Here is a 21,632-nt window from a genome sequence, read left to right as displayed (position 1 = left end):
TGACCAAAATTACCTTGAATTCGAATGAGCCTGCATCTAGGCAAATGCAGCAGTACATGATGATGGGATCCGCGAGCGTAAAGGCACTATTTCTTATATCCGCAATTCTGTTGTCACCGTTTGTGCTTCGTACCGTATCGCATCAACTTGAGGTTTACCCCAGTGTCGTCTTGCCGTCGGGCGCTGTACTGGCGAACTCGGACTCGACTGCCATCACTGCCACTAAAACTGAACTCATCGGGCGAAACGTAAGCGATTCCGCAGAGGTTGCGCTGGATGCCCGAAAGCTCATTGCCCCATTGCCGATAAACTACCTCCCGAAATTGTTAGAAAGCCAATTTGCGCTTGCTGCACCGCCCAGCCATTCGCTCAGGTTTAAGTACATCCCAAAGCCCTTTCGTCCAGAGAAGCTCTCACTGCCCAGGAAACTAGTGAGTGAAGAAGATGAGCGACAAGTCCGCTCCCTGCTTCGCGAGCGGCTTCAGCAGCAGGACTGTTCAACGGACACCCTGACCATTCGACGAACAAAATTCCTAATCGACAAAGCTACGAGAGAAGTCTCTCAGGTGGAGATCACCGATGAAGTTACAATCGATCTCATTTGACGTTGTGATCCATCGAGTTTGGCTGCGAATCGCAGAAGCCGCATACGTGGGTCAATGCGAAGCCGCCATTTTCCGGATCCTTCTTGGCGCCTACTTTCTTTTCAACCTGAAGGCTTTCTCATGGATCAGCGCGGCGCCCGCAGCTTGGTTCGATCCCCCATTCCTAAGCTTCGCAAACGCCTACGGCTCGTTTCCTCCCAACTGGTTCTTCTATGGCGTCGATATGCTGCTTCCCCTTGCTTGCTTCTGTGTTGCAGCAGGAGTGAAGGCACGGGTTGCGGGCCTGACGATCGCTTTGCTATACATCTCGGCTTCAAACTTTAGCTACAGCTTCGGGAAGATCGACCACGGTGGGGTTCTTATCCATACGACTCTCATCTGCTTGTCGTTCTCCAACTGGGGCTGCCGGTACGCTCTTTTGCCGGATCGACCCCTTAGCGACGCCCGCCACAACGGTAGCTTCGGGATTCTTGCGATCGTCGTCGCTTTTGCGATGTTCACCGCCGGATTCGAGAAGGCGTATGTATGGATAGATTTCGACCCAAGCACCAGCGGCTTTTTGGCTTGGTTTAACGGAGGCTATTATACTTTAGAACGCCAACACTTCCTCGCTCCGATTGTAGAAATCTTGCCGCCGCTAGTCTACGAGCTCTTCGACTACTCTGCGGTCCTTTTTGAATTGAGCGGACTGTTGTTCCTCGTGGCAGGGCGTCGTTTCTGGCATGGCTGGCTGATTGCGGCCTGCTGCTTCCATCTCGGCAACTTGCTGTTGCTGAACATCCTCTTCACGCCCCATGCCGTCGTCTACGGGGCCTTTCTTATCGCACCCATAGCGGGTTCCTTGCGAAATGGTCTGCCACTTCCACCTGCCTTTCTCAAAGTGGCGATGATGGCGGCCGTAGCGCTTACGCTCTACCAACTCATGGTTCGCTTTCTTTACATCAGGGCTTTGGAGTCCGGCTCTATCGCCGTCAACGAAGATGCCAATATGTTCGCGATGTACGTTTCCCTCGTGATCTGGCTCTGTCTCATCGGATTTTCTGTTTTCGGCTTCGTCAAAGGCGAACGGCGGGGCGCCTCGCCTGCAAAAGAGGAGCTTAGCCCTGCCGTTTGAGCGACCTCAACACCGACCTCGCGGCGCTCCAGCCGCACATCCCGTGTACCCCGCCGCCCGGAGGAGTCGATTGGGAGCATAGAAACAGATTCGGATTTGAGGTCCGGTAGGGGTCCAGCTTAGCGACCGGCCGCGTGAAGAGCTGTGTCAGCTTGGCGGCTCCGCCGCTAATCGCGCCGCCCACATAAGCCGGGTTGTAGGCTTCGAAGCCGGATGCGGTGGTCTCATTCGTTGCCAAGACGCAGTCGGAGAATCCGGGAGCGAAGCGCTCGATTTGCCTCGTCATCTCCGGCGCCATCGAGCGGGCCGAGCCTGCTGGCACGTGGCAATACGCGTATCCGGTATGGTGGCCGCTAGGGGCGCGGCTGGGGTCGAACTGGCTTTGCTGGCAAACCATCACGAACGGCTTGTCGCAGTAAACGCCATCCCAAGCTGCCCTCTCGCTCGCTGCGACTTCTTCGTAGTCGCCCCCGACGTGTACCGTTGAAGCCAAGAGGCAATCTCGGTCGCGCCAAGGAATAGCTTGCGAGAGCGCAAAGTCCAGCTTGCATACGCCCGGCCCGTACTGGTAGCGGCTCAACGCCTTTCTGTAGCGGTTTCCCAACCGGTTACCGCAGATCGATGCCAATTGCTTCGGATCGAGGTCGAAGAGGTATCGGGATGCCTTGGGTAGCTGATCGAATCGTTCGATCTTTTGTCCGAGCCTGATCTCGCCACCCGCCTCCCGAAAGGCCCTCTCGAGCGCCGCGGCGATGGAGCTGCTGCCTCCGAGCGCCACTGGCCAGGGAGCGAGGTGCCCGGCCAGCAAAAAGACGAGCGCTACCGCCGAGGTACCCCAGAAGTCGAAGGGCAGGATGGAGTGCGCGGCGCAGCCTGCCCACAGGGCGCGAGCCCTCGCGTCCTTGAAGAGAGCCTTTGCCACCCACTTTGCCGGAGGCAGTCCTCGTGCTCCAAAGCGGGCTTGGTTAAAGAGGTCTTTCTTGAGCGCGAATGGGTCTAGTAATTGGCCGATGAGCTTTTCAGCTTCGGGCATCAAGGGTTGCACCAAGCGCAGGTAGTTGCGGTCGTCTTTTCCGAGATGCTTAGCTGTGTCCCGAGCTGATGGATACAGGAGTACTGGTGATTCGCCGTCCAAGGGATGGGCTGCCGAAACCGCAGGGAAGATCCATTCGAGTCCGAAATCTTCCAGACCGATTTCGCGGAATGCGGGACTTAGGTAGGCGGTCGGATGCACCGCAGAGCAGACGTCGTGTCGAAAGCCTGGCAGGGTCAACTCCGAGGTACGGGCGCCACCTCCAATCGTCTGGTCCAATTCGACCACGAGGGTGCGTACGCCGGCGCGGGCGAGCCGGATCGCCGCCGTGAGGCCGTTTGGTCCTGAACCGACAACAAGCGCTTCGCACTCTCGAGACATATTCTAGGAGAGTGCCAAAGATTTCCCCCAAAACAAGGTCGCACTTGTTAAACGTGGCCTTTTTGCTAGGGGAAACTTGCTCCGGAGGGCCCGGAGCGTTTATTCGGTTCGGGTCCAATACCTCGCCGCTTGCGGCGTTTGGTTCGTGGTGGATTGTCCCCTCCGACGGGCGATTAAGTCGCAGCACGGAGCATCCGTCCCTCCTTGTTGAATACCCCGTCCGCTTGCGGCGAGGGTGCTTTATTTGGCTGCTTCGGCTTCGAGGAACTTATTAACCTCGAGCCAGTGCATGAAGACGGGGAACCAGCCGTTGGCGGTGTTGCCAGGATAGCCCAGGCCGAAGCCGTGTCCACCATTTTGATACAGGTGGAATTCCACCGGGATGCCAGCCTCGTGCCAGGATTGAACTACGCCGATGTCGCCATTGAAGAGGAAATCGTTGGTGGCGATGGCGTTGAACATGGGAGGCGCGTCCTCGGGTACTTCGACACGGCCCATGCCGCCGTAGATGGGACCGATGAACGCTAGGTCCATGGTCTCGGAATGGAGGGTGCTGTGCATGGTGAGCCCGGCTCCAGCGGAGAAACCGATCATGCCGATGCGGTCGGTATCGACGCCCCATTCGTCAGCGCGGTCGAGGATCATGGCGTAGGCGGCCTCGGCGTCTTCTAGCTGGTTGGAGAGGTCCCACTGCGGACGTGGGGGCGGTGCGGCTTCTTCTTCATCGTCAGATGGGGTTACGGAGGCGAAGGTGCGGTTCATCGATTCCTTCAGGCCTTCGAGTGTAGGTGGGGTTGGCCGTAGTCGGTATTTGAGTACGAAGGCGGCTACACCTTCGTCGGCGAGTGCCTGGGCGACTTTCCATCCCTCGTTGTTCATGGAGAGCCAACGGAATCCGCCGCCTGGCGTTACGATGACGGCAGCTCCATTTGCCTTGTCTGGATCTGGCAGGAAGGGGGTGAGGGTGGCGGTGGTGACGTTGCGGGCCATGGGTTCGCCCCATTGCCGAAACCAGCTCTCCTCCGCGGGTTGGTCTTCCACACCTCCGGTATTGAGCAGGATGGCGTTTGGCTCCTCCGGAGCGTCCAGCGGGTAAATGGTGCCGTCTTGGGCGATGGCGGAAACGGTGAGAGCGGAAACGAAAGCGAGGCTGAATGCCGCGGCTAGGGATGAGCGATTTTTTGAGGTGTTTTTATTCATAATGTTAGGATTCGATTATTCAGAGAGTGTAAAGAGACGGGAAGGTTTCGAAGGTATCTACCGCGGATCGATGGCGATCTCGTTTCCGAGTTGCAGTGTATGGCCGAGGTCTTTGATTTCGAAGAAGCGGGCGCGTTCGACTTTTCGGTTCGGCTGGTGGATGACCATAACGAGCCGGTCGTCGAAGGTGTTGAAAAGCATGGGGTGGCCGCCGTCGTCGGACCAGAGTGGGTCGGGCAGCTGTTCCCAAGGCCCGAATACGCTGCCGCTTTGCGAACGCGCGATGCCGACAGCGTACTTGGCTGGCCCGTAGCTGGACCAGAGCATCAGCAGAGTGCCGTCTTTGGTGTAGTGCAGCCAGTTGCCGTCGCTGACGTAGGCGTGGTATCGATTTCCTTGATACAGTTCGCCAATATCGCCGCGGCAGCGGACCCAAGGGGCCGCGGAGGCGTGGAAGAGAAGCTGGGGATTGCCGATAGGGCGCGATAGGTCTTCGCTGAGTTGGACGATGTCGAAGCTGCCGTCGGTGATTTGGGCCCACTCATGGCAGAAGACCATGTAGGGGACGTCGTCTTCGACCCACAAGCTCCCGTCGAGTGCCATCCAATCGTGAGGTGTTTGGGGCCCGTTTTCAAAAGGCTCGAAGGGGCCGAGTGGTGAATCCGCGACGAGGATTTCGGTGCCGCGGCGGACGTTTTGCGGGCGACCTGGCGGGGTTGGCAGTGTTTCTTTCGAGGTGACGGTGGCGAAAAGGTAGTAGCGCCCTTTGTATTTATGGACTTCCGGGGCCCATACGGTTTCGCGGCCCCAGTGGTCTTCGGGGATTTCCCAGACGGGAACGGGGTCTTCCCAATTCTTGAGATCCTTACTCTGGAAAACCATGACGGCCTTGCGCTCGATGTCGCCGTCGAAGATGCCGGAAGTTGTGGTCCCGTAGATGTAGTAGGTTTTCGAGGACGGGTCCGGTAGGACGAAGGGATCGCGTATTCGGGTTTCGGAACGGTCGGTGGTCTGTGCGGCGATAGGCATTGCGAACGCAAGGAGAGGGATGAAGCAGATCGATTGGATGCTGCGGTTGAGAGATCTTAGCATGGGAATGGGGGTCGCGGCTTTCTTGGGTATCGTGTTTACCCGACGAAACTTAGGTCGTAGGGAGCGCGCATTTCGCGGGATAGGTAGGTGTTGGCTTCGGCAGCGTTGGCCCCGGTGAAGCGTTCCGATTGGGCGTCCCAGGTGAGCGACTTGCCGGTGCGCAGAGAGATGGCGCCTAGGTGGCACATGTTGGCGGAGCGGTGGCCGGTCTCCACATCGCAAATTGGGAGTTCGCGGCTGTTCACACAGTCGAAGAAGTTACCCATGTGGTGCTTGCTCTTATAGAGTCGGACGGCGTCTTCGGGCAGCTCAGCCTTGAGGATTTCCGGGTCGCTGGCTTCGATACGGTCGCGGTTGACCCAGATGGTTCCGTCGGCGCCCACGAATTGGATACCGTTTGGTTGGCCGTCTGGGTTGAGGTGTTCGCCATAGATGCTATCGTCGCGAGTGGTGCGTATGTTGAGGGCGATGCCGTTTGCGTAGGTGTAGTTGACGACGTAGTCGCCGTAGGCGTTGTAGCCGCCTGGAATGGGGGTGCTGAGGCGCTCGGAGGCAACGTGGCTGGGGGAGACTTGTCCGATTGCCCAATAGGCGATGTCGTTGTGGTGGGCGCCCCAATCGGTCATGGTACCGCCTGAGTATTCGTACCAAAAACGGAAGGTCGCGTGGCAGCGTTGGGGAACGTAGTCGGTGGCGGGGGCTTGGCCTTGCCAAAAGTCCCAGTCGAGTTCCGCGGGAACGGGAGCGGCGCTGAATGGGCCTTCGACGAGTCCGGCAGGGAGCCAGACGTTGGCCTCCTTGAGGGTGCCGATTCGTTTGTTGCGCACGAGTTCGCAGGCGAGGCGGAATCGGGCGTCGCTGCGTTGCTGGGTGCCGGTTTGCAGGACGGCTTTGTTTTCTCTGACTGCTTTGATGAGGTGGCGACCTTCGTCGATGGTGAGGGTGAGAGGCTTTTCGCCGTAGACGTCTTTACCGGCTCTGACGGCGCCGTAGTTGACGAGGGTGTGCCAGTGGTCGGGCGTGGCGTTTACGATACAGTGTATGTCCTTGCGTTCGAGCAGGCGTCGAAAGTCCTTATAGACGTCGGGGACGCGTCCTTTTTCGGTGAAACGTTTGGCTGCGGCTGCGGCATGATTTTGGTCCACGTCGCAAACGGCTAGGATATCTCCCCAATAGGCGGCTGCTTCCGTATCCGCTCCGCCCATACCTCCGCATCCGATGAGGGCGACGCCAGGGCGATCGTTGGGCGACTTGTTGCCTTTAAGGTCGGCAGCTCCGAGCTCGCGTTGGACGAACCATAGCGGAAGGCCTGTTGCGGCAGCGGCGGTGACGCAGCGTCTTAGAAAGGAGCGTCGTGAAACATAGAAGCGTTCGGGGAGGGGATTTTTTGGCTTGTTCATTTTTTGGGGAACAGGGGGAAGGGTTTTTGGGGAGAACTGAAACGTTTTGGGATAGATCGTACTGAGTAGCGAGCGTCAGGGGGGTCCTCTCAATAGAGCGCATATTTATGCTTTCACCGAAGTTTTGATTGATTGTGTAATCCCTCTATCGCTTCGGTTATAGTTTTTGCGTTTTAAGGGTGAGAACTCTGATACATAGGCTTCTTGCGGATAGGCTTAGAGTAGAGAGATTCGAAGTGCACTGACAAATTGAGGCAATTTTTCCTGTCTTAAACTGCGGAGGGTTACTCAGTTGATATCCGGAGTGAACTGAGGTTAATGGATGGGGTTTCCGAGCGTGCGATTCTCCATCGCCAGTACAAGGGTTGACCATCCTCAGATATTAGATCGAAGCGGCTGGTTACGTTGCGGTAGGGTTCATCGATGGATGGTATGCTGGTTTCTGTTTCTGGTTGGGCGATCCACCAGTTGACGAGGTCGGTACTGAATTCGAGGGAGATCTTGTATCCTGCTAGATTAAGCGCTTGGTAGTGGAGCTCGCCGACGGGTTTACCGTTCTCCCATTCAGTTGAAATCTTTGGGGCTTGGTCGGCGGTGTAGGGGTCGAGGTTGAGGGCGAATTCGAAGAGGTTGATGATACCATCGCCGTCAGTATCCGCATTTTCGTCACCAATTGGGAAGCTCGCTTCCCTAGAGAGGGTAGGAAGGTCTTGGGACGCGACCCAGTCCCTGTAATTGCGGATTGGAACGGATTGGATGCTGAGTCGATCCACCCAAATCGTTTGTGGAGCTTGAGTGTATAGGTTTGGATAGTTGGGAAGGGAAACTTCTATCGTGGCTGTGCTGTCGCTTTCTAGAAAGGTGAATTCGACGTGTGACCAAGCATCTTCGGAAATGGACTCGTGTTTGGGGATATACTTTTGCTTTGAGAAGTAGTGGGCGAAACCGGGTTCGTCGAAGTGAAAGCGAATGCCGCTGGTTTGCCCTGTTTGCAACTCGCCTGAGCGGATCGACCATGATCCGTCGACGGAGTTTTCTCGATCGATAAACCAGAATGCGTCGCCCCAGGTGGATATTTTTAGGCCGGGTTGCTCGATGGCATCGGCAATGGGCGGAGCAAAGGAGAGAGACACTTCATCGCTGTAGAAGGTCTGATTGCCTTGGGTGACCTTGACGGAATAGTTGCCGAGGTCCTTGAGGGAAGTTTTTTCGATGGAAAACGTGGATGCGGTAGCGTTTGGAAGTTCGATACCGTCTCGGTACCATTGGTAATTGGCATTTTTCGTATTTGATGTTACGATACTGAAATCAGCCGACCCGCCAAGAAAGGTGGCAAATGGTTTTGGCTGTTTCAGGACGACGAACCCTTCATAGGCTTCGACCTGATCGATCCAGATGCTTCCTTCTATTTCCGAGGGGTTTTCGATTTCGATGATGTAGTCCCACCAATGCTCGCCGGTCATGAGAAGGACTTCTTCCCATGTCGCATCGAGGGAGACCTGTCTTCGAGAACCGAGTGGATCGGATAGGTACATTTGTAAGCGGGGGTCGCTCGACCTGAGTTTTGCGGTGAACGGAAGATGTCCCTCGTCGATGAAGGCATCGATTCGTATTGTCGCGAGTTTAGAATCGGACGGAATATCGAGACGTATGGAATGATTACCCGATGCTTTGTACTCGGAGTCGAAGGCGATCTTTGCGCCCTCGACTGTGAGGTAGGTTTCGGGGGAGTCTAGTGCGATCTGGGCTGTGATGTTCCTTATTACGAGGATGTCTTCAGATTGGGTTGAGAGTCCATTTTGGTCGGTTATCACGCAGTGGAAAGCGGCCGAGATTTCCTGGTCGCTGACGTATGCTTCGAGATCTGGCCGAGCGATATAGTAGTCGCTTAGGATTTCCGTTAAAACCAGCTCCGTGCCTTTGTACCATGCAATAGTGTTTTCGAAAGTGGATACAATGGCGACCTCGACCTGTTCGTAACCATTGTTCGCAGTATCGAGGATATTTGTTTGACGAGTTATAAGGGGCTGGTTCGTTACTTTGAGAAAGGAGATCGAGATATTTGCAAGTTGGTCGCTCGTGTTTTCTATTTTGATTTCAAGCAATCCGCCGCTAGGAGGTATTTCTATTCGACGGGAGAAGGGAGCTTGAGGTGACGAATAAGTGTGTATGGTCGTTTCCTCTCCGTCGAGATAGGCATGCAGGTCAGTACCCGAGGAAAAGTATCCGTCGAAGGCCAAATTAGCGGCTTCGGTAGGGGCGTAGTTGATGGATGCGCTTTGCCCTGGGGGGAGTTCGATCTTAATGTTGGGATACTCCGAATCAACGTTTGCCGTCCACGGTTCTTGTTCGCCCAATGAGAACTGTGGAGGTATGTCTTGGAAAATACTTTCGATGGTTACCACCTGGATGTCGTGCGATCTGAGCTCGCCATGGGGTGAAGAGACGACAACTTGAAACCGGTCCGAATTCTGGATGCTAGAGGTGTCGAGAATTAGGTCTGAATCGTTTTCGGAAGGGATTAAGAGTCCGTTGCGATACCAGTGATAGTTCAGTTCTTCTCCCGCCGCTTCGGCGAAGAGGCGAGTCGTCGATACGGTGGCGAGTACTTGCGGATCGGATACACGAGTAAAAGCGGGCGTCAGGGTGTAGGAGAATTGATCGAGCCAAGCTCCTTCCTCTTTTTTTGTATAAGAATGAGTCCAGCGTAGATCGTGTTCGCCTTCTGGAATATGAACGACGGATCGCTCCCATTCTCCATTGGGAGGGGCATAGATGACGTTTTGCCCGTCGATCGAAAGGCTCAGGGCGGCTTGCGAACCTGCGGATTGCCTCCAGTAAAACGACAGATTTACGGGACCTTCGATGTTAGCGTACAATGTAGATTGGGCCCCATGTTCGGGATCACCCTCTGCTGAGAGGGTGACTGAATCTACTCCGTCGTATGCTAAATCGCTCGTAGGTGAAAGGAAAGCGGAGCTGCTTTCGAATAGGATGTCGTCGAAGTCGAGCGCCTCTGCGTATTGTCCGGTTATATGCGTTGCGTAGCGAGAGCTTTGGGCGGTGCCGAATTCGTTTTTCGCCTCCAGGTAATAGACGGCTTGGTCTTCGAAGCTTACGGACTCGAAGAAGAGTTTTAGATCGTTGGCTCCGTCGATAGGAATCCCGTCTTTGAACCATTGATACTCGAAGTGCCCATTCTCGGGTGCATAAGGTTCGATGTAGGTTGATTCTCCGAATGCTAATTTTGTGTCGCGGGTGATTTCAGGAGATTCGGAGAAGCGTGGTGGAATGCCTTGTTGAATGAGCCGCAAGTAAACATCGCGGCTAAGGAGTCCTTGGGGGCTTAGCGGATTTGAAATCCGCAATTTGTATGTGCCGCCGTGAACGAAACCCACAGGATCGAAGCGAAGGGTAGATTGGGTAGCGCCAGGGATCGGTGTGTCGTAGCGGTACCATTGGAAGGTTAAGGGTTCGGTGCCTTGGAATGGAAGGGATAGGACGGCTGTGTCTCCTACGATGTATTCAAAAGTCGCTGTGTCCTCGATAAATGAAGGAAAGTCTGCCTGGTCTATGAAAGTAACGGTAGCGTTCTGGCTTTGCTCTGAGCCGTAGGGGCTGGTTACGATAGCGTAGTAGGTGCCGGATTTGGTTTCTTCTAGGTAGCCGAGGTTTAAGCTTGGCTCATTCGCGCCAGAAAGCGGCGAGTCGTTTTGGTACCATTGGTAAGATAGGTCGTCGCCAATGGCCGAAAGAGAAAGCGCGACCCTGTTGTCCACTGTTCCTTCGTAATCCCTGGGATGCTCAATGATTAGCGGAGCTGCTTGGTTTAGAGGATAACTTTTGATTGAATCTATTTTGGCGAGAACCGGCCGCAGAAAGGAAGATTTGGAGTAGATGAACATCCACCATGCGAGTGTATGCTCGATATCTTCAGGTAGATCGATTTCGGAGTAGTGCCAAACCCGCTGCTGTGGCGTTTTCGAGACTGATTCGGTTCCAAAGCGAAAGGAGAAGCCAGAGTTTAGCTGGTCGTCGACAAACCATCTGAAACGAAGTGTTGCTGGACCGTGCACGCGTGCGTAGAGGTTCGATTCGCCTCGAGGCGAGTCGGACGGAAACTCTAAAATCTGGTCTCCTTCGCTCGTTTTGTCTGAGGCGATGCGCCAAGGGGTGTTGTTGGGTGAGTATATGGTTATACTCGAATTGGCATCCAAGGCTGTTTGAAATGCGGGGTTTGGCTCAAGTACGTCTAGGAAGAAGCTTAGTTCAGCCTGTCCTTCGTCATTGGTAGCGACTAGAACATACTCGCCTTCATCGGAGGGCGCAATCTCTAGTATTTGGATACTGGGGTCGGTTTCGTCGGGAATGATTTCGTCATCGAGGTACCATTTGTAGGAAATTTCGGTATCGCTCTCAGCTTCCACGCTGAAGCTCGCATCTTCCCCCGTGAAGCGGATGGGGTCCGTTTCACTGCCGCTCCAGAGTATGGGGACATGAGGAAGTTCTTGAGCTGTTAGGCATGTATAGAGATTAGGGATGCCGCCAAATTTTGTGACGCGTGAAAGGTTTCGGGAACGGGTAGTGGTTAGGCAAATACGATCGATGAGCTCAGTGGCGCTTGAATCAGGGTACTCTGCGGCTGTGAGGGCGAGAATTCCTGTGGCGAATGCAGCCGACATAGACGTTCCGGATTGGGTCGTGTAGGCATCGGTAGAGGTGTGCCAAGTTGATAGGATGTCCTCTCCTGGCGCTGCAATATCGACGTTGCGTTTCCCCCAGTTGGTAGTGCCAGTTTGACTGCCGTCTAAAGTAGAGTTGGCGACTGATAGGATATTGGAGTTGGAGTAAGCGGCTGGGAAGATTCGGTCTTTCGGTATGTCGATGTCGAGTGAATCGTTTCCAGCAGCTGCTACGAGGACCGCTCCTTTCTCGTTCAGGCGTTCGATGGCATATTGCAGACTAATCGAGTAGACGTCGGTTCCCCAACTCGCATTCACGACCTTCGCCCCGTTTTGGCCAGCGTAGTCGATGCCGACGATGACATCTGAGGCGACACCGCGACCGGCGTCGTTCAGGGCTTTTATGGCCATCAAGTTGCTATGCCATGCGACGCCGCTGATCCCTATTCCGTTGTTGCCGCCCGCCCCAATGATACCTGCTATATGGGTGCCATGGCCATTGTCGTCGGACGGATCCCCATCGCGTGCGATGGCGTTGATTCCGTGGACATCGTCAACATAGCCGTTTTGGTTGTCGTCGATACCGTTCCCTGGAATCTCATATTCGTTCGTCCACAGATTCGCCGCCAGGTCCTGATGGTCGAGACGAATACCAGAATCGACAATGGCGACGATGACGGAGTCTGAGTTTGTTCGCACGCCCCAACCTGCGAGAGCGTTGATGCCGAAGTCTTCTGGAGGTTCGAGCGACGATTGGTGTCCGAGTTGATACCTGGGGTCGTTCGGCGCGGTTAGGGCGTAAAGGATCTCGTTTTGCTCGGCGGTTACGACCGAGTTGGCGTTGGCTAGAACCGCGAGAGCGGTCTCGACGGTATCGAGTTCGATTTTTGTGGTCTCGATGACTGCTAAGGACGAGTTCGGGTAGTGGCTTCGCACTGTCCATCCCAGCGCTTCAGCGATTTGCTCGGCTTCTCGAAGTTCGAGTTCGGATTCAGAGCTGAGGACTATTTGGTTTGCCACGTATGCAGAAATGATTCGCTCGACGGTCTCTTCGCCGTCTTCGTTTAGGCGTAGAGATTCTGTGATACGTATTGGATACGTGAAGTCGGGTGTGGATACGATACGATGGCGTCGTTTTTGGGTGGCGCCCGATCCCTCGGTTGTTTCGATGCGTTCGCTTAAGACTGTGGCTTTGCTCCAGTCCTTGGGGTTTTTGTATTGAAGCTGTTCGCTTGGAGGTAGGGAAGGGTTGGGTGACTCTTTGTCGAATCTAGTAGAGGTTGCGTGATGCGATGAGCGGTCGTGTGATGCTTCAGTTGCTAGGGACTTTGACCGATTTCGGAGAGGTTCTTTGACTGTGAGCACCGCAATGCCCGCAATTGACGCTGCGAGAACTGCCGCTGTAACGAAATTGCGTATCTTCATATTTAGAGTGAGCTTCGGGCAAAGGCAGCATATGATGATGCGCGTATCCCAGTGGACTCGTTGAGCAATTGTCTATTGTGGGGTGGTTAGAGCAGGAGTCCGGTTGCAGCGGCGGCGGTGGTGCAACGTCGCAAGAATGAGTGGCGTGAAACGTAAAAGCGTTCGGACAGGTTTTTTTTGCTTGTTCATTCTTGGGAATAACTGGGGCGTGTCTTGGGGATTCGAAAAAGATGAAAAGTATTGGCCTTAGGTACAAGTTGCGATTGTACCAAAAGTACTTTATATAGTATATTTCCTTTCTATCTTTGAGGGTCTAAAAAAGCGGTAATAATTTATATACGGGTAAGGGTATGGAAGTTCTATATCCGGAGTTATAGAAAATAAAGGGCTAGGGCTATTGTACTCGTTTTCCCTCGATTTTCCAAAAGTCCGTAGTCCCCGTCGGTGCGAGTTTTATGTCGCGGGCTTGTCCATCGCCAGGAATTGTATCTCCGGGGTCGCTCCATGTGTTTGGGTCTTCGCTGTATTGGAGTAAGTAGGGGGTGCCGACGCTGGGGCGGAATTGGGTAGTGATGACTCCCTCTGGGTCGGATCCTTGAATGGTAAGCTTATCGTATTCTCTATCGGGGCCTTCGATAATAAAGTGTATGCTGGAATGGGCGGGCAGGGTGATTTCTATCTCGCTGCTGAAATTAGCCTCCCAGCTGCCCATGTTTTGAATATTTGGACCGGTTGCCTCGCTGAAACCGAATGCCTGCATGCGCTCGAAACGAAGGGAATCGTCTTTGAAGTCTAGTATGACGTCTTGGGCGATGTCGGTCTTGTTGATGGCGATGACGTGTAGGTCGCTGGTTTGGCTATCGATGGAGGCGTAGCAGGAATAGGAGGCGGCATCTGTGGTTGAGGTGGGAATGCTGATGTCGCCGAAGGTTGAGCCTTGTCCGTCGTAGTCGCGATAGATGTTGAAGCCTGGTACGACGAAGCCGTCGACGTCGCCCCAAAAGCAGGCTGCGTAAAGTCCGTAGCGTCCGTAGATTCCCAATACATCGGCTTGGACGAGACCACCACTGAAGTTTTCAGCTCCGCCAAAGTTGTATTCGGTGATGGCGAGCTTAGTGCCAGGGTTGTGGGTTTCGATGGAAGGGTGGATGCGTTGGAAGAGTTCGATGGGCTGGCCGCCGGTGCTGTGTTGAGTGACCCAGCTTTCTTCGACATAGCTAGAATCCCAAAGGGAACGAGGGGCTTGGAGGCGGGCTTGAGTGAGGGCTTCGCTGTCGTTGGAGCTGTCGGTGATGCGGGTGTAGACGTCGTTGTTCTGGCTGTCTTTTCCGGTGACTACTGAGACTTCGGGATAGTAGTGAATATCCAAGACATCGAGCAGGCGATGGCCTGCTGCGTCGGAGCGTTTTTTCATCTCGCCGAGGTAGGCGCTGAGAAACCAATCGTATTCACTGGAGTAGGACGACCAGTCCGGGGCGGAGAAATCGACGTAGGCGCCCCAGCCGTAGAGTGCGGGGCCGAATATGAGGGCATTCGGGTCGAGCTCTTTGACCATCTCTGCGGTGTCTGCTCCTTTGGATACAATTTCGGATACGGTCGGGCGTTCCGGGTGGATGCGTTCGTGAGTGAAGGGCCAGACGGCCGGCTCGTTGTCTAGGCTGTAGGCGAAGACGCCGCCCTCGGCGGAGGGGCCGTAGGTTTGTAGGAGGAAGTTGACTTGCTCGTCGAGGTAGACGAAGGCGTCGCTGGTGTCGGGGGTGACCGAGAGGTCACCGTCTTTTCGAATGGCGACTTCTTTCCAGCGCTCGCTTGGTGCGGCCTCGTTTTCGCTCACGGTGCCGTTGCTATCGGCGGCGACGTAGCCTGCGAGCTGGAGGGTGACGAGGCTGGGGCGGCCGCCAGCTTGGGCGTGGTCGACGCTGAGGCGAACGGCTTGGCCGGGCTTGAGGCGATCCTCGGGTTCTGCTTGGGAGGCAAGCCCTCCGTCGTTGTGGTGGATGTAGTCGTTGCCGGCGTTGGAGTAGTTGTTTTCCCAGTTGTAACCCGTCATGCGGTTGCCGCCCATGCGTTCGAGGGTGTAGTTGAGGACTTCGGTGCTCTCGTCGCGATTCCAGTCGTTGAGACCGTAGATGAGCGGACTGATTTCCGTGAGCTCGCCGTCGAGGTGAATTTCGAAGGTGACGGGCTCTGCGGCGAGCGCGTTCGCGAGTGCGAAGGCAGCGGCGGTGGCGAGGAATTTGCTCGTTTTGTGCTTTGGAGAGGTTCGGGGGGAGAGGGGCATAGCTGGTGTGTTTTTTTAGGGTAGAATGGAGATATGGAGGCAAAGGGTCGTGGGATCAATCTTGGATGATTTAGCGTTAGATTAAATATGTTGGTTAGGTCGTTTGGGGTTGTTGGGAGCTTAGCGTATTTTCGACTTTTTGCTAAACGCGGGCGAGCTCGATGCTGACGATCAGGGATGGCTGTGTCTATCGAGGCGCAAACACGCTTTGTCCACGCTTCCGTTTGACTCTCGTACTTTTAGCGCAGTTCGAACTCGCTTTAGTGGCGGGAGGATGTCGACGTTTCGGTTTCACTTTCTTTTGTTGAGGACCGTATGACTGACCGACGCCGCCTTTTGCTGATCGCTCTTTCTTTTGTCGCCTTCATTTCGCTCGGTTTGCCGGATGGGTTGTTGGGGGTGGCTTGGCCGTCGATGCGCTATGAGTTTGGGAGACCACTCGATGCTCTGGGACCGTTGCTGATTTCCAACATGATCGGCTATATGCTAAGCAGCTTTTTTAGCGGTATCCTTAGCCGTAGGCTGGGGATTGGCCGCTTGCTCGCTTTTAGCTGCGCGGCAACGGGGGCGGCGCTGCTCGGTTTCACGGTGGCTCCGTCTTGGTGGCTGGTTGTCGCGATTGGGATTGTGGTCGGGCTGGGGGCGGGAGCGATTGACGCGGGCCTCAACACTTACGTCGCGAAACACCATAGCGAACGGCTGATGCAGTGGCTGCACGCCAGTTTCGGGGTGGGGATAACGCTGGGTCCCTTGATCATGACAGCGGGGCTGAATCTTGCTGAGACGTGGCGGGCGGGCTACTGGGTAGTGGGCGGGGCGCAGGTGACGCTCGGCGTTTGCTTTTTGCTGACAGCAAATCGGTGGGAAAGTGGGACGGTGGCCGAGGCGACAGAGCAGAGCGCTTTGGAGGATGCTGGGGCAGAGGAGGCGGTCAGCCCTGCTGAGTCTTACCAGGTGCGTGAAGCGAGCTTTTGGGAGTCGTTGGGGGACTTGTCGGTTTGGATTAGCATGGGGCTATTTTTCACTTATACCGGCTTAGAAATGACGCTGGGGCATTGGGCGTATTCGCTGTTGACGGAGTCACGGGGAGTCGCCGGCGCGAGCGCGGGTCTTTGGGTCGGGGTTTACTGGGGAATGTTTACGGTGGGGCGAATGGTGGCCGGGGTGTTTGCCGGTCTTCTCGGAAACCATCGTTTGGTTTTGGGCAGCCTAGGTCTCGCTTTGACTGGCAGTTTGCTCTTCGCCTGGAATCCGGTGGGCTGGCTGGGGTTGGTTGCGGTTGGATTAATTGGTTTCGCTTTTGCCCCGATCTTTCCCGGCATGGTGTCTGGTACACATCGTCGGGTGGGGACGAAGCATCTCAGCAATACCATGGGCATGCAGATAGCGGCCGCTGGGCTAGGGGCCGCTTGTTTGCCGAGTTTGGTGGGGGTTCTGGCGAATCGTTTTTCGCTGGAGGTCGTGCCCGTGTTCTTGGTGGTTTTTGTGGTCGTCCTGGGTGGGCTTTATTTTGCGTCGAGACGTCGGGCTGGAGCGTGAGACGGGGGGACTTTACTGGTCGCGCCAGAGGTTGGGGAGAAAGTCCTCGTGCAGAAGGGCGCGCCAGGTGGCCCAGTCGTGGGCGGTGTATCCAGCGACAGAATACTCGTATTCGATGTCGTGGGCTTTGAGGGTGTCGACGAGCGCTTGAACGCGGTCGTTCCAGCGGCCTTCTGCTTCCTGCTTTCCTTGGCCAATGAAGAGGTAGTCCACTTTCTGATTGGCTTTTGGGTCGTTGAGGAAATCGGCAAGGACTTCCTCGGCGTCGGTTGCACCCGCGCTGAGAATTCCGAAGGAGCCGAAGAGATCGAGGGAGTTGAGGCCGACGATCATGGTGTGGCGTCCGCCCATGGAGAGGCCGGAGAGGGCGCGGCCGCTGGGGGATTGGATAGTGGAGTAGTTGCTGTCGACGAGGGGGACGACGTGTTGGCGGAGCTCGCGCTCCAGGATGCCGAAGCTCAGCTGGCGGTGCTCTGGATGATTGCGGTGAATGACTTGGTTATTGGGAATCACCATGATCATGGGCTTGGCTTTTCCTTCGGCGTAGAGGTTATCCAAGATGAAGTTTGCCCGGCCGTCGTAGATCCAGTTGTGGGGGAGTTCGCCGCTGCCGCCCATGAGGTAGAGGACGGGGTATTTCTTGGAGGAATCGTATCCAGGAGGCGTATACACGTAGAGATCGCGTTCGCCGTCGGTAACGTCGGAGTGGTAGATGTGGCGGGCGATCGTGCCGTGGGGGACGTTTTTGGCGTCGTAGTATGCCGGTTCGTCGCCGTGTACTACGAGCTGGCTGTAGGGCGGCATGCCAGTGAAGGATGCGATGGTGTTAGACGGGTCGGGGACTTGGACGCCGTCGACCTGTACAAGGTAGGCGTAGATGTCGGGGCGGACGGGGCCGATGATTAGTTCCCAGATGCCGTCGTCGCCTTTTTCGAAGGGCATGGTATCGCCCCAGCTGCGTCCGAATGCGGCGAGGATTGCTCCGTTGAGTTCGACTTTCTCGGCATCGGGGGCTTTGACGCGGAAGGTGACGGTGCGATCGTCGTGGACTTCGGGCGAGTTGAGCGGAGCGCTGAAGGGGGTGAGGTTCTCGGTGTTTTTCTGCGGGTTCCAGTCGAGGTTGACGTTGGCCTGCTGAGCCTGGGCGAGCGTCGTTGCGAAGAGTGCGAGGGTGGCGAGTATGGGGTAGGTTTTCATGGTTGGGTCGAGATGGGGTTAGTCTTTTAGAAGGGGGAGCATTGTATCCGCGTAACGGGTACCGAGCATTTTGTATCCTTCCGGAGAGAAGTGGAGGTCGTCGGGTCCGTCGGGGCAGCCTTCGGAAGAGACCACGTGGGCGGTGGGGATGGTTTCTGGGAGGGTGCGGATGATTTCGTTCATGCTGGCGCACTTTCCGTTTTGGTCCGCGGCGACGACTTCGCCGGCGAGGAGTGGGACGTCTACCGCGTCGAGGTCGAGGTCGTGCAGGATGTTCTGGTAGACGGCCTCGACCTTGGCGGGCCATTCCTTGTCGCCGGTGTTCGACTCGCCTTGGTGGAGGAGGATGCCTTTGATGACGCCGTCCTTTTGGGCAAGCTTGCCCATCTCGATGAGGCGGGCGTAGGGATCCTTGTTGTAGGCGCTTGAGATGTTGTGCAGCCAATCGGGAGCGTCGGCGAGGTAGGATTCGCGTGTGGTCTCGTCGAAGAGCTCGATCTTGGTGCCGCCCACGGCGACGTTGATGACGCCCACTTTTTTGTCCTCTGGCAAGGCGGCGACGAGCGCGCGGCCGAAGTAGTCAGCGGGGCTAAGGCCAGCTGGGGGCCGGCTGAGGGGCGGGGTGGCGGTGTACCAATGCCCTTTTTCGCGTCCCATCTCGGGGAAGTCCACAGCGGCGAGAACTTGGAAGCGAGGGTTGACCGGCCCTTTTTCCGATTCTGGAATCCCCGGAAAGCCTTCCATGTTTGATTGGCCGAAGCAGAGGAAAATGTAGAAGTCATCGTCTTGCGCCTGCAGGCTGGAGAAGTTGATAGCGACGAGGAGGCCGAGTACGGGTAAGAGTCGATTCATGGGGCGTATGGGGATGGTGGGTTAAATCGTAAGGGGTGGCTCCCCGTATTCACTAAAGAAATACGGGGAGCCGGTGAGAGTTGTTTTCGAGGTTGGTTCTATTTCGATAGGAAATTGACGGCTTGGATTTTCGTCCCTGATTCTGGCTGGGTTTCGAAGGTGAAAACGATATAGAGGTCGTGCGCCTCGCGAACCTTTCTGGCCCCTTTGAGAGGGACGAGGAGAGTGGCCTCGCTGTCGGTGGTGGCCTTGCCGATTTCCTCGCCTTCGGGGGAGTCGAGTCTGACGCTGACTTCGACTGCTGACGAAACAGGGCGATCGTGCACGATTTCGACGTGCTTCAAGCCGCGCGGGTGAATTGATTCCAGTTTCACGTACGCATTGCTTTCGGCGTACGCGAGAGCGGGCCCGTCGTTTTCGAACCCTTCGCTATCGTCGAGTCCGTAGCGGTTAAGGGCGCTGGGACGAAGCGAGAAGCTTGCGGAATGGGACAAGGGCTCAAGTTCGGAATCAGGGGAGTCCGTGTAGTTGGCGGTGATGGTGAGGATGCGGTCCCAGCGGCTCGTTGATAGCTCCTGCGGGTCGATCGTTCCTTGGAGCGGTAGGCTGGGCTCCTTCTCGACTGTTGCATGGGAGCGAACGTATTCGACGACTTTGACGAGATCGCTTTCGCTGAAGGCAGGGTGGGCAGGCATGGGAACCTCGCCCCAGACGCCTCCTCCTCCTCTGAGGATCTTGTTGGTTAGGTGGGCGATGGCTTGAGAGTCGTGGGCGTAGCGCTCTGCGATCTGGGCGTACGAGGGGCCGATGGAGGGTTCGTCCGGCTTGTGGCAGGCACGACAGTCGGAACCGGATACGATGATTTCGCCTTCTTCGACCCGTGACATCTGCTTGTGACCGAGGGTGGGTTCAGGCGCATTGCGATTCATGGCCGCGGAAACGTAGGCGTTTTCCGGCTTGATAGGCGAATCGTCCTCGAGCGAGACCTTGTAGGAAACGGGCTGTTCGAGGAAATAGAAGGACTGGTTGCCTTTCACGGTGATCGAGACTTCTGGTCGTTCGTTTCCGGCGTAGATCTCAATGGGTTGGGTGGTTCCTTTATCTCCAGCGGGGTCGGTCACGCTGACGTTTAGCACATAGCGTCCAGGCTCGTCGATGGTGGTGGAGAAGCTCGCTACGGTCATTGGGAAAGTCTTGTCTCCTAGCTGCCAGGTATAGCGTAGGTCTTCGCCTTCGTAGTCGGTTCCATCCGCCTTAGCCTTGATGGTGAAAGGCACTTTCCCGGAGGTCTTTTCGAGTTCCACGGATTCGATTTTAGGAGGCAAATTTCCTGAGATGAAGTCGATTCGCGAGAGCCCTGAATCTGGATTTCGCTGGAACCAACCAGAGCCGTATTCGAGGACGTAGAGACGTCCGTCGGGACCGAGCTCAGTGTCGATGGCTCCCGAAAAGTCTAGGTTTTCGAGGAAAGGTTCGGCGGATGCTATCGATCCGTCGTCGTTAAATTCTACGGCGATGAACCAGTTGCGAATCCAATCGCTCATGATGACTTTTCCGTCGTAGTAGTCCGGCAAGCGCGTGTCCTCTGGGTAGAATTCTTTGTAGTAGACAGGTCCGGCCATGGCATTTCGTCCGCCGGAGCCGACCATCGGAAATTCAGTCGATTCCGCGTAGGGGTACCAGATGAACGGAGCCTTGGCTGGCGGGAGCCGGCGCAGTCCGGTATTGTGCGCCGAGTCGTTGATCGGGTTGGCTGCGTCGAAGGTTTCGCCGCTTTCGCCGGTACCGTAGTCGAAATCGCGATACGCAAAATTGTCACCCACGAAGAGGGGCCAGCCGTAGTTTCCTGCTTCCGTTGCGCGATTCATTTCGTCGTAGCCTCTTGGCCCACGTAGCGGGTCGTCTTGGGTTGCGTCCGGACCGACATCGCCCCAGTAAACCGTTCCTGTCTTTGGATCGACGGAGATGCGGTAGGGGTTACGGTGTCCCATGGTGTAGATCTCGGGACGGGCGTTAGGGGTGTCCGGGAAGAGGTTGCCTTCAGGGATCTCGTAGGTCCCATCTTCCAGGACGCGGATACGTATGATCTTGCCACGAAGGTCGTTGGTGTTACCGGCGCTGCGTCGGGCGTCATATTGGCGCTTGTCCGGTAGGTCGTTGAGGGGGCTGAAGCCCTTGGTGACGTGTTCCGCATCCCGCTCGTTGAAAGGTGTGGAGTTGTCACCGGTCGATAGATACAGAAGCCGATCGGGGCCGAAGGCGAGCGAACCTCCCGTATGGCAGCAAATGTCGCGCTGGGAATCGAATTCCAGGATCACCTTCTCGGATTCCATATTGAGTATCCTGTCCTTGAATACGAAACGAGATAGGCGATTTACGACCTTGTCGATCGGGCTGTAGAAGACGTAGATGAAGTTGTTTTTCTCGAAATCTGGATCGGCCGCGATACCCAGCAGACCCTCTTCCGCGTTTACTCCTGGAGCGTCTGAAGAGTGGTAGACATCGAGAAAACCTACTCGGTAGACTTCGTCATCGCTTTGGTCATAGTGCAGGATCTCGCCGCGACGTTGGGTTATGAGTATGTCGAGATTGGGAAGAATCGCCATCTCCGTTGGCTCATAGAAATCTCCGGCGGCAAGGCTTGTCTTGGCAAAGCGGGCTGCATCAGGCCGCTCGTCTTTAGCTTCAAGGCTGACTGCAGACGCGAGCGTGGCTGCGATGGCGAGACAGGTCGGCAAGTGCTTTTGGAAGGTTTTGGCGAGAATTCGCCTGTGAAGTTGTTTGGTCTTAGGCATCTAACGTTGTTTTAAAAATAGGTCCTCGTGGATTAA

General features: G+C 55.8%; 12 protein-coding genes. 3 read left to right on the top strand and 9 right to left on the bottom strand.

Annotation, left to right across the window (positions count from 1 at the left end):
• Positions 1-44: 44 nt before the first annotated feature.
• Both QEH53_RS06220 and QEH53_RS06215 read left to right on the top strand, forming a co-directional pair.
• Entirely contained in the window at positions 45-605 is a 561-nt protein-coding gene (locus tag QEH53_RS06220) for a hypothetical protein (RefSeq protein ID WP_309022284.1), read from the top strand.
• Positions 580-1,719: a hypothetical protein gene (locus QEH53_RS06215; protein WP_309022283.1), complete on the top strand. Its 1,140-nt coding sequence runs from the start codon at positions 580-582 to the stop codon at positions 1,717-1,719. Before QEH53_RS06220 ends, QEH53_RS06215 begins: the two co-directional genes overlap by 26 nt.
• Here QEH53_RS06215 and QEH53_RS06210 read toward each other — a convergent pair.
• The 6 genes from QEH53_RS06210 to QEH53_RS06185 form a co-directional block, all read right to left on the bottom strand.
• Complete coding sequence (locus QEH53_RS06210) at positions 1,703-3,133, bottom strand: NAD(P)/FAD-dependent oxidoreductase (RefSeq protein WP_309022282.1); 1,431 nt, start codon at positions 3,131-3,133, stop codon at positions 1,703-1,705. The two genes, QEH53_RS06215 and QEH53_RS06210, sit on opposite strands and share 17 nt — an antisense overlap.
• Before the next feature lie 240 nt (positions 3,134-3,373).
• Positions 3,374-4,333 (bottom strand): alpha/beta hydrolase, encoded by a 960-nt coding sequence (locus tag QEH53_RS06205; RefSeq protein WP_309022281.1) that lies wholly within the window; start codon positions 4,331-4,333, stop codon positions 3,374-3,376.
• Between the two features lie 57 nt (positions 4,334-4,390).
• Positions 4,391-5,425, bottom strand: a complete 1,035-nt coding sequence (locus tag QEH53_RS06200) for a glycoside hydrolase family 43 protein (protein WP_309022280.1) — start codon at positions 5,423-5,425, stop codon at positions 4,391-4,393.
• 35 nt (positions 5,426-5,460) lie between these two features.
• A complete protein-coding gene (locus tag QEH53_RS06195) occupies positions 5,461-6,825 on the bottom strand; it encodes a Gfo/Idh/MocA family oxidoreductase (RefSeq protein ID WP_309022279.1) in 1,365 nt (454 codons plus the stop codon).
• A gap of 284 nt (positions 6,826-7,109) precedes the next feature.
• Positions 7,110-12,932, bottom strand: coding sequence for a S8 family serine peptidase (locus tag QEH53_RS06190; protein ID WP_309022278.1), 5,823 nt, complete (start codon positions 12,930-12,932; stop codon positions 7,110-7,112).
• Positions 12,933-13,326: 394 nt separating this feature from the next.
• Positions 13,327-15,213: a glycoside hydrolase family 44 protein gene (locus tag QEH53_RS06185; protein WP_309022277.1), complete on the bottom strand. Its 1,887-nt coding sequence runs from the start codon at positions 15,211-15,213 to the stop codon at positions 13,327-13,329.
• Positions 15,214-15,528: 315 nt separating this feature from the next.
• Here QEH53_RS06185 and QEH53_RS06180 point away from each other — a divergent pair, with 315 nt between their 5' ends.
• Complete coding sequence (locus QEH53_RS06180) at positions 15,529-16,752, top strand: MFS transporter (RefSeq protein ID WP_309022276.1); 1,224 nt, start codon at positions 15,529-15,531, stop codon at positions 16,750-16,752.
• 12 nt (positions 16,753-16,764) lie between these two features.
• Here the strand turns inward: QEH53_RS06180 and QEH53_RS06175 are convergent, their stop codons facing one another.
• From QEH53_RS06175 to QEH53_RS06165, 3 genes are all read right to left on the bottom strand, one after another.
• On the bottom strand, positions 16,765-17,949 hold the full coding sequence (locus QEH53_RS06175; RefSeq protein ID WP_309022275.1) for an alpha/beta hydrolase-fold protein: 1,185 nt from the start codon (positions 17,947-17,949) through the stop codon (positions 16,765-16,767).
• A gap of 18 nt (positions 17,950-17,967) precedes the next feature.
• Complete coding sequence (locus QEH53_RS06170) at positions 17,968-18,801, bottom strand: sialate O-acetylesterase (RefSeq protein ID WP_309022274.1); 834 nt, start codon at positions 18,799-18,801, stop codon at positions 17,968-17,970.
• Between the two features lie 98 nt (positions 18,802-18,899).
• Positions 18,900-21,596 carry a PQQ-dependent sugar dehydrogenase gene (locus QEH53_RS06165; protein ID WP_309022273.1) on the bottom strand — a complete coding sequence of 899 codons (2,697 nt, stop codon included), beginning with the start codon at positions 21,594-21,596 and terminating at the stop codon, positions 18,900-18,902.
• Positions 21,597-21,632: the final 36 nt, after the last annotated feature.

This window comes from Pelagicoccus sp. SDUM812002, from assembly GCF_031127835.1.
Lineage (GTDB): Bacteria > Verrucomicrobiota > Verrucomicrobiia > Opitutales > Opitutaceae > Pelagicoccus.
Note: the sequence above shows the minus strand (reverse complement) of the source record. Positions and strands in the feature narration are given on the sequence as shown.

Bases quoted from the DNA above. Each gene is read 5' to 3' on its own strand.
- QEH53_RS06185 (WP_309022277.1), bottom strand. From the start codon at position 15,213: ATGCCCCTCTCCCCCCGAACCTCTCCAAAGCACAAAACGAGCAAATTC.
- QEH53_RS06170 (WP_309022274.1), bottom strand. From the start codon at position 18,801: ATGAATCGACTCTTACCCGTACTCGGCCTCCTCGTCGCTATCAACTTC.
- QEH53_RS06215 (WP_309022283.1), top strand. From the start codon at position 580: ATGAAGTTACAATCGATCTCATTTGACGTTGTGATCCATCGAGTTTGG.
- QEH53_RS06180 (WP_309022276.1), top strand. From the start codon at position 15,529: ATGACTGACCGACGCCGCCTTTTGCTGATCGCTCTTTCTTTTGTCGCC.
- QEH53_RS06165 (WP_309022273.1), bottom strand. From the start codon at position 21,596: ATGCCTAAGACCAAACAACTTCACAGGCGAATTCTCGCCAAAACCTTC.
- QEH53_RS06195 (WP_309022279.1), bottom strand. From the start codon at position 6,825: ATGAACAAGCCAAAAAATCCCCTCCCCGAACGCTTCTATGTTTCACGA.
- QEH53_RS06200 (WP_309022280.1), bottom strand. From the start codon at position 5,425: ATGCTAAGATCTCTCAACCGCAGCATCCAATCGATCTGCTTCATCCCT.
- QEH53_RS06220 (WP_309022284.1), top strand. From the start codon at position 45: ATGCAGCAGTACATGATGATGGGATCCGCGAGCGTAAAGGCACTATTT.
- QEH53_RS06210 (WP_309022282.1), bottom strand. From the start codon at position 3,133: ATGTCTCGAGAGTGCGAAGCGCTTGTTGTCGGTTCAGGACCAAACGGC.
- QEH53_RS06190 (WP_309022278.1), bottom strand. From the start codon at position 12,932: ATGAAGATACGCAATTTCGTTACAGCGGCAGTTCTCGCAGCGTCAATT.
- QEH53_RS06175 (WP_309022275.1), bottom strand. From the start codon at position 17,949: ATGAAAACCTACCCCATACTCGCCACCCTCGCACTCTTCGCAACGACG.
- QEH53_RS06205 (WP_309022281.1), bottom strand. From the start codon at position 4,333: ATGAATAAAAACACCTCAAAAAATCGCTCATCCCTAGCCGCGGCATTC.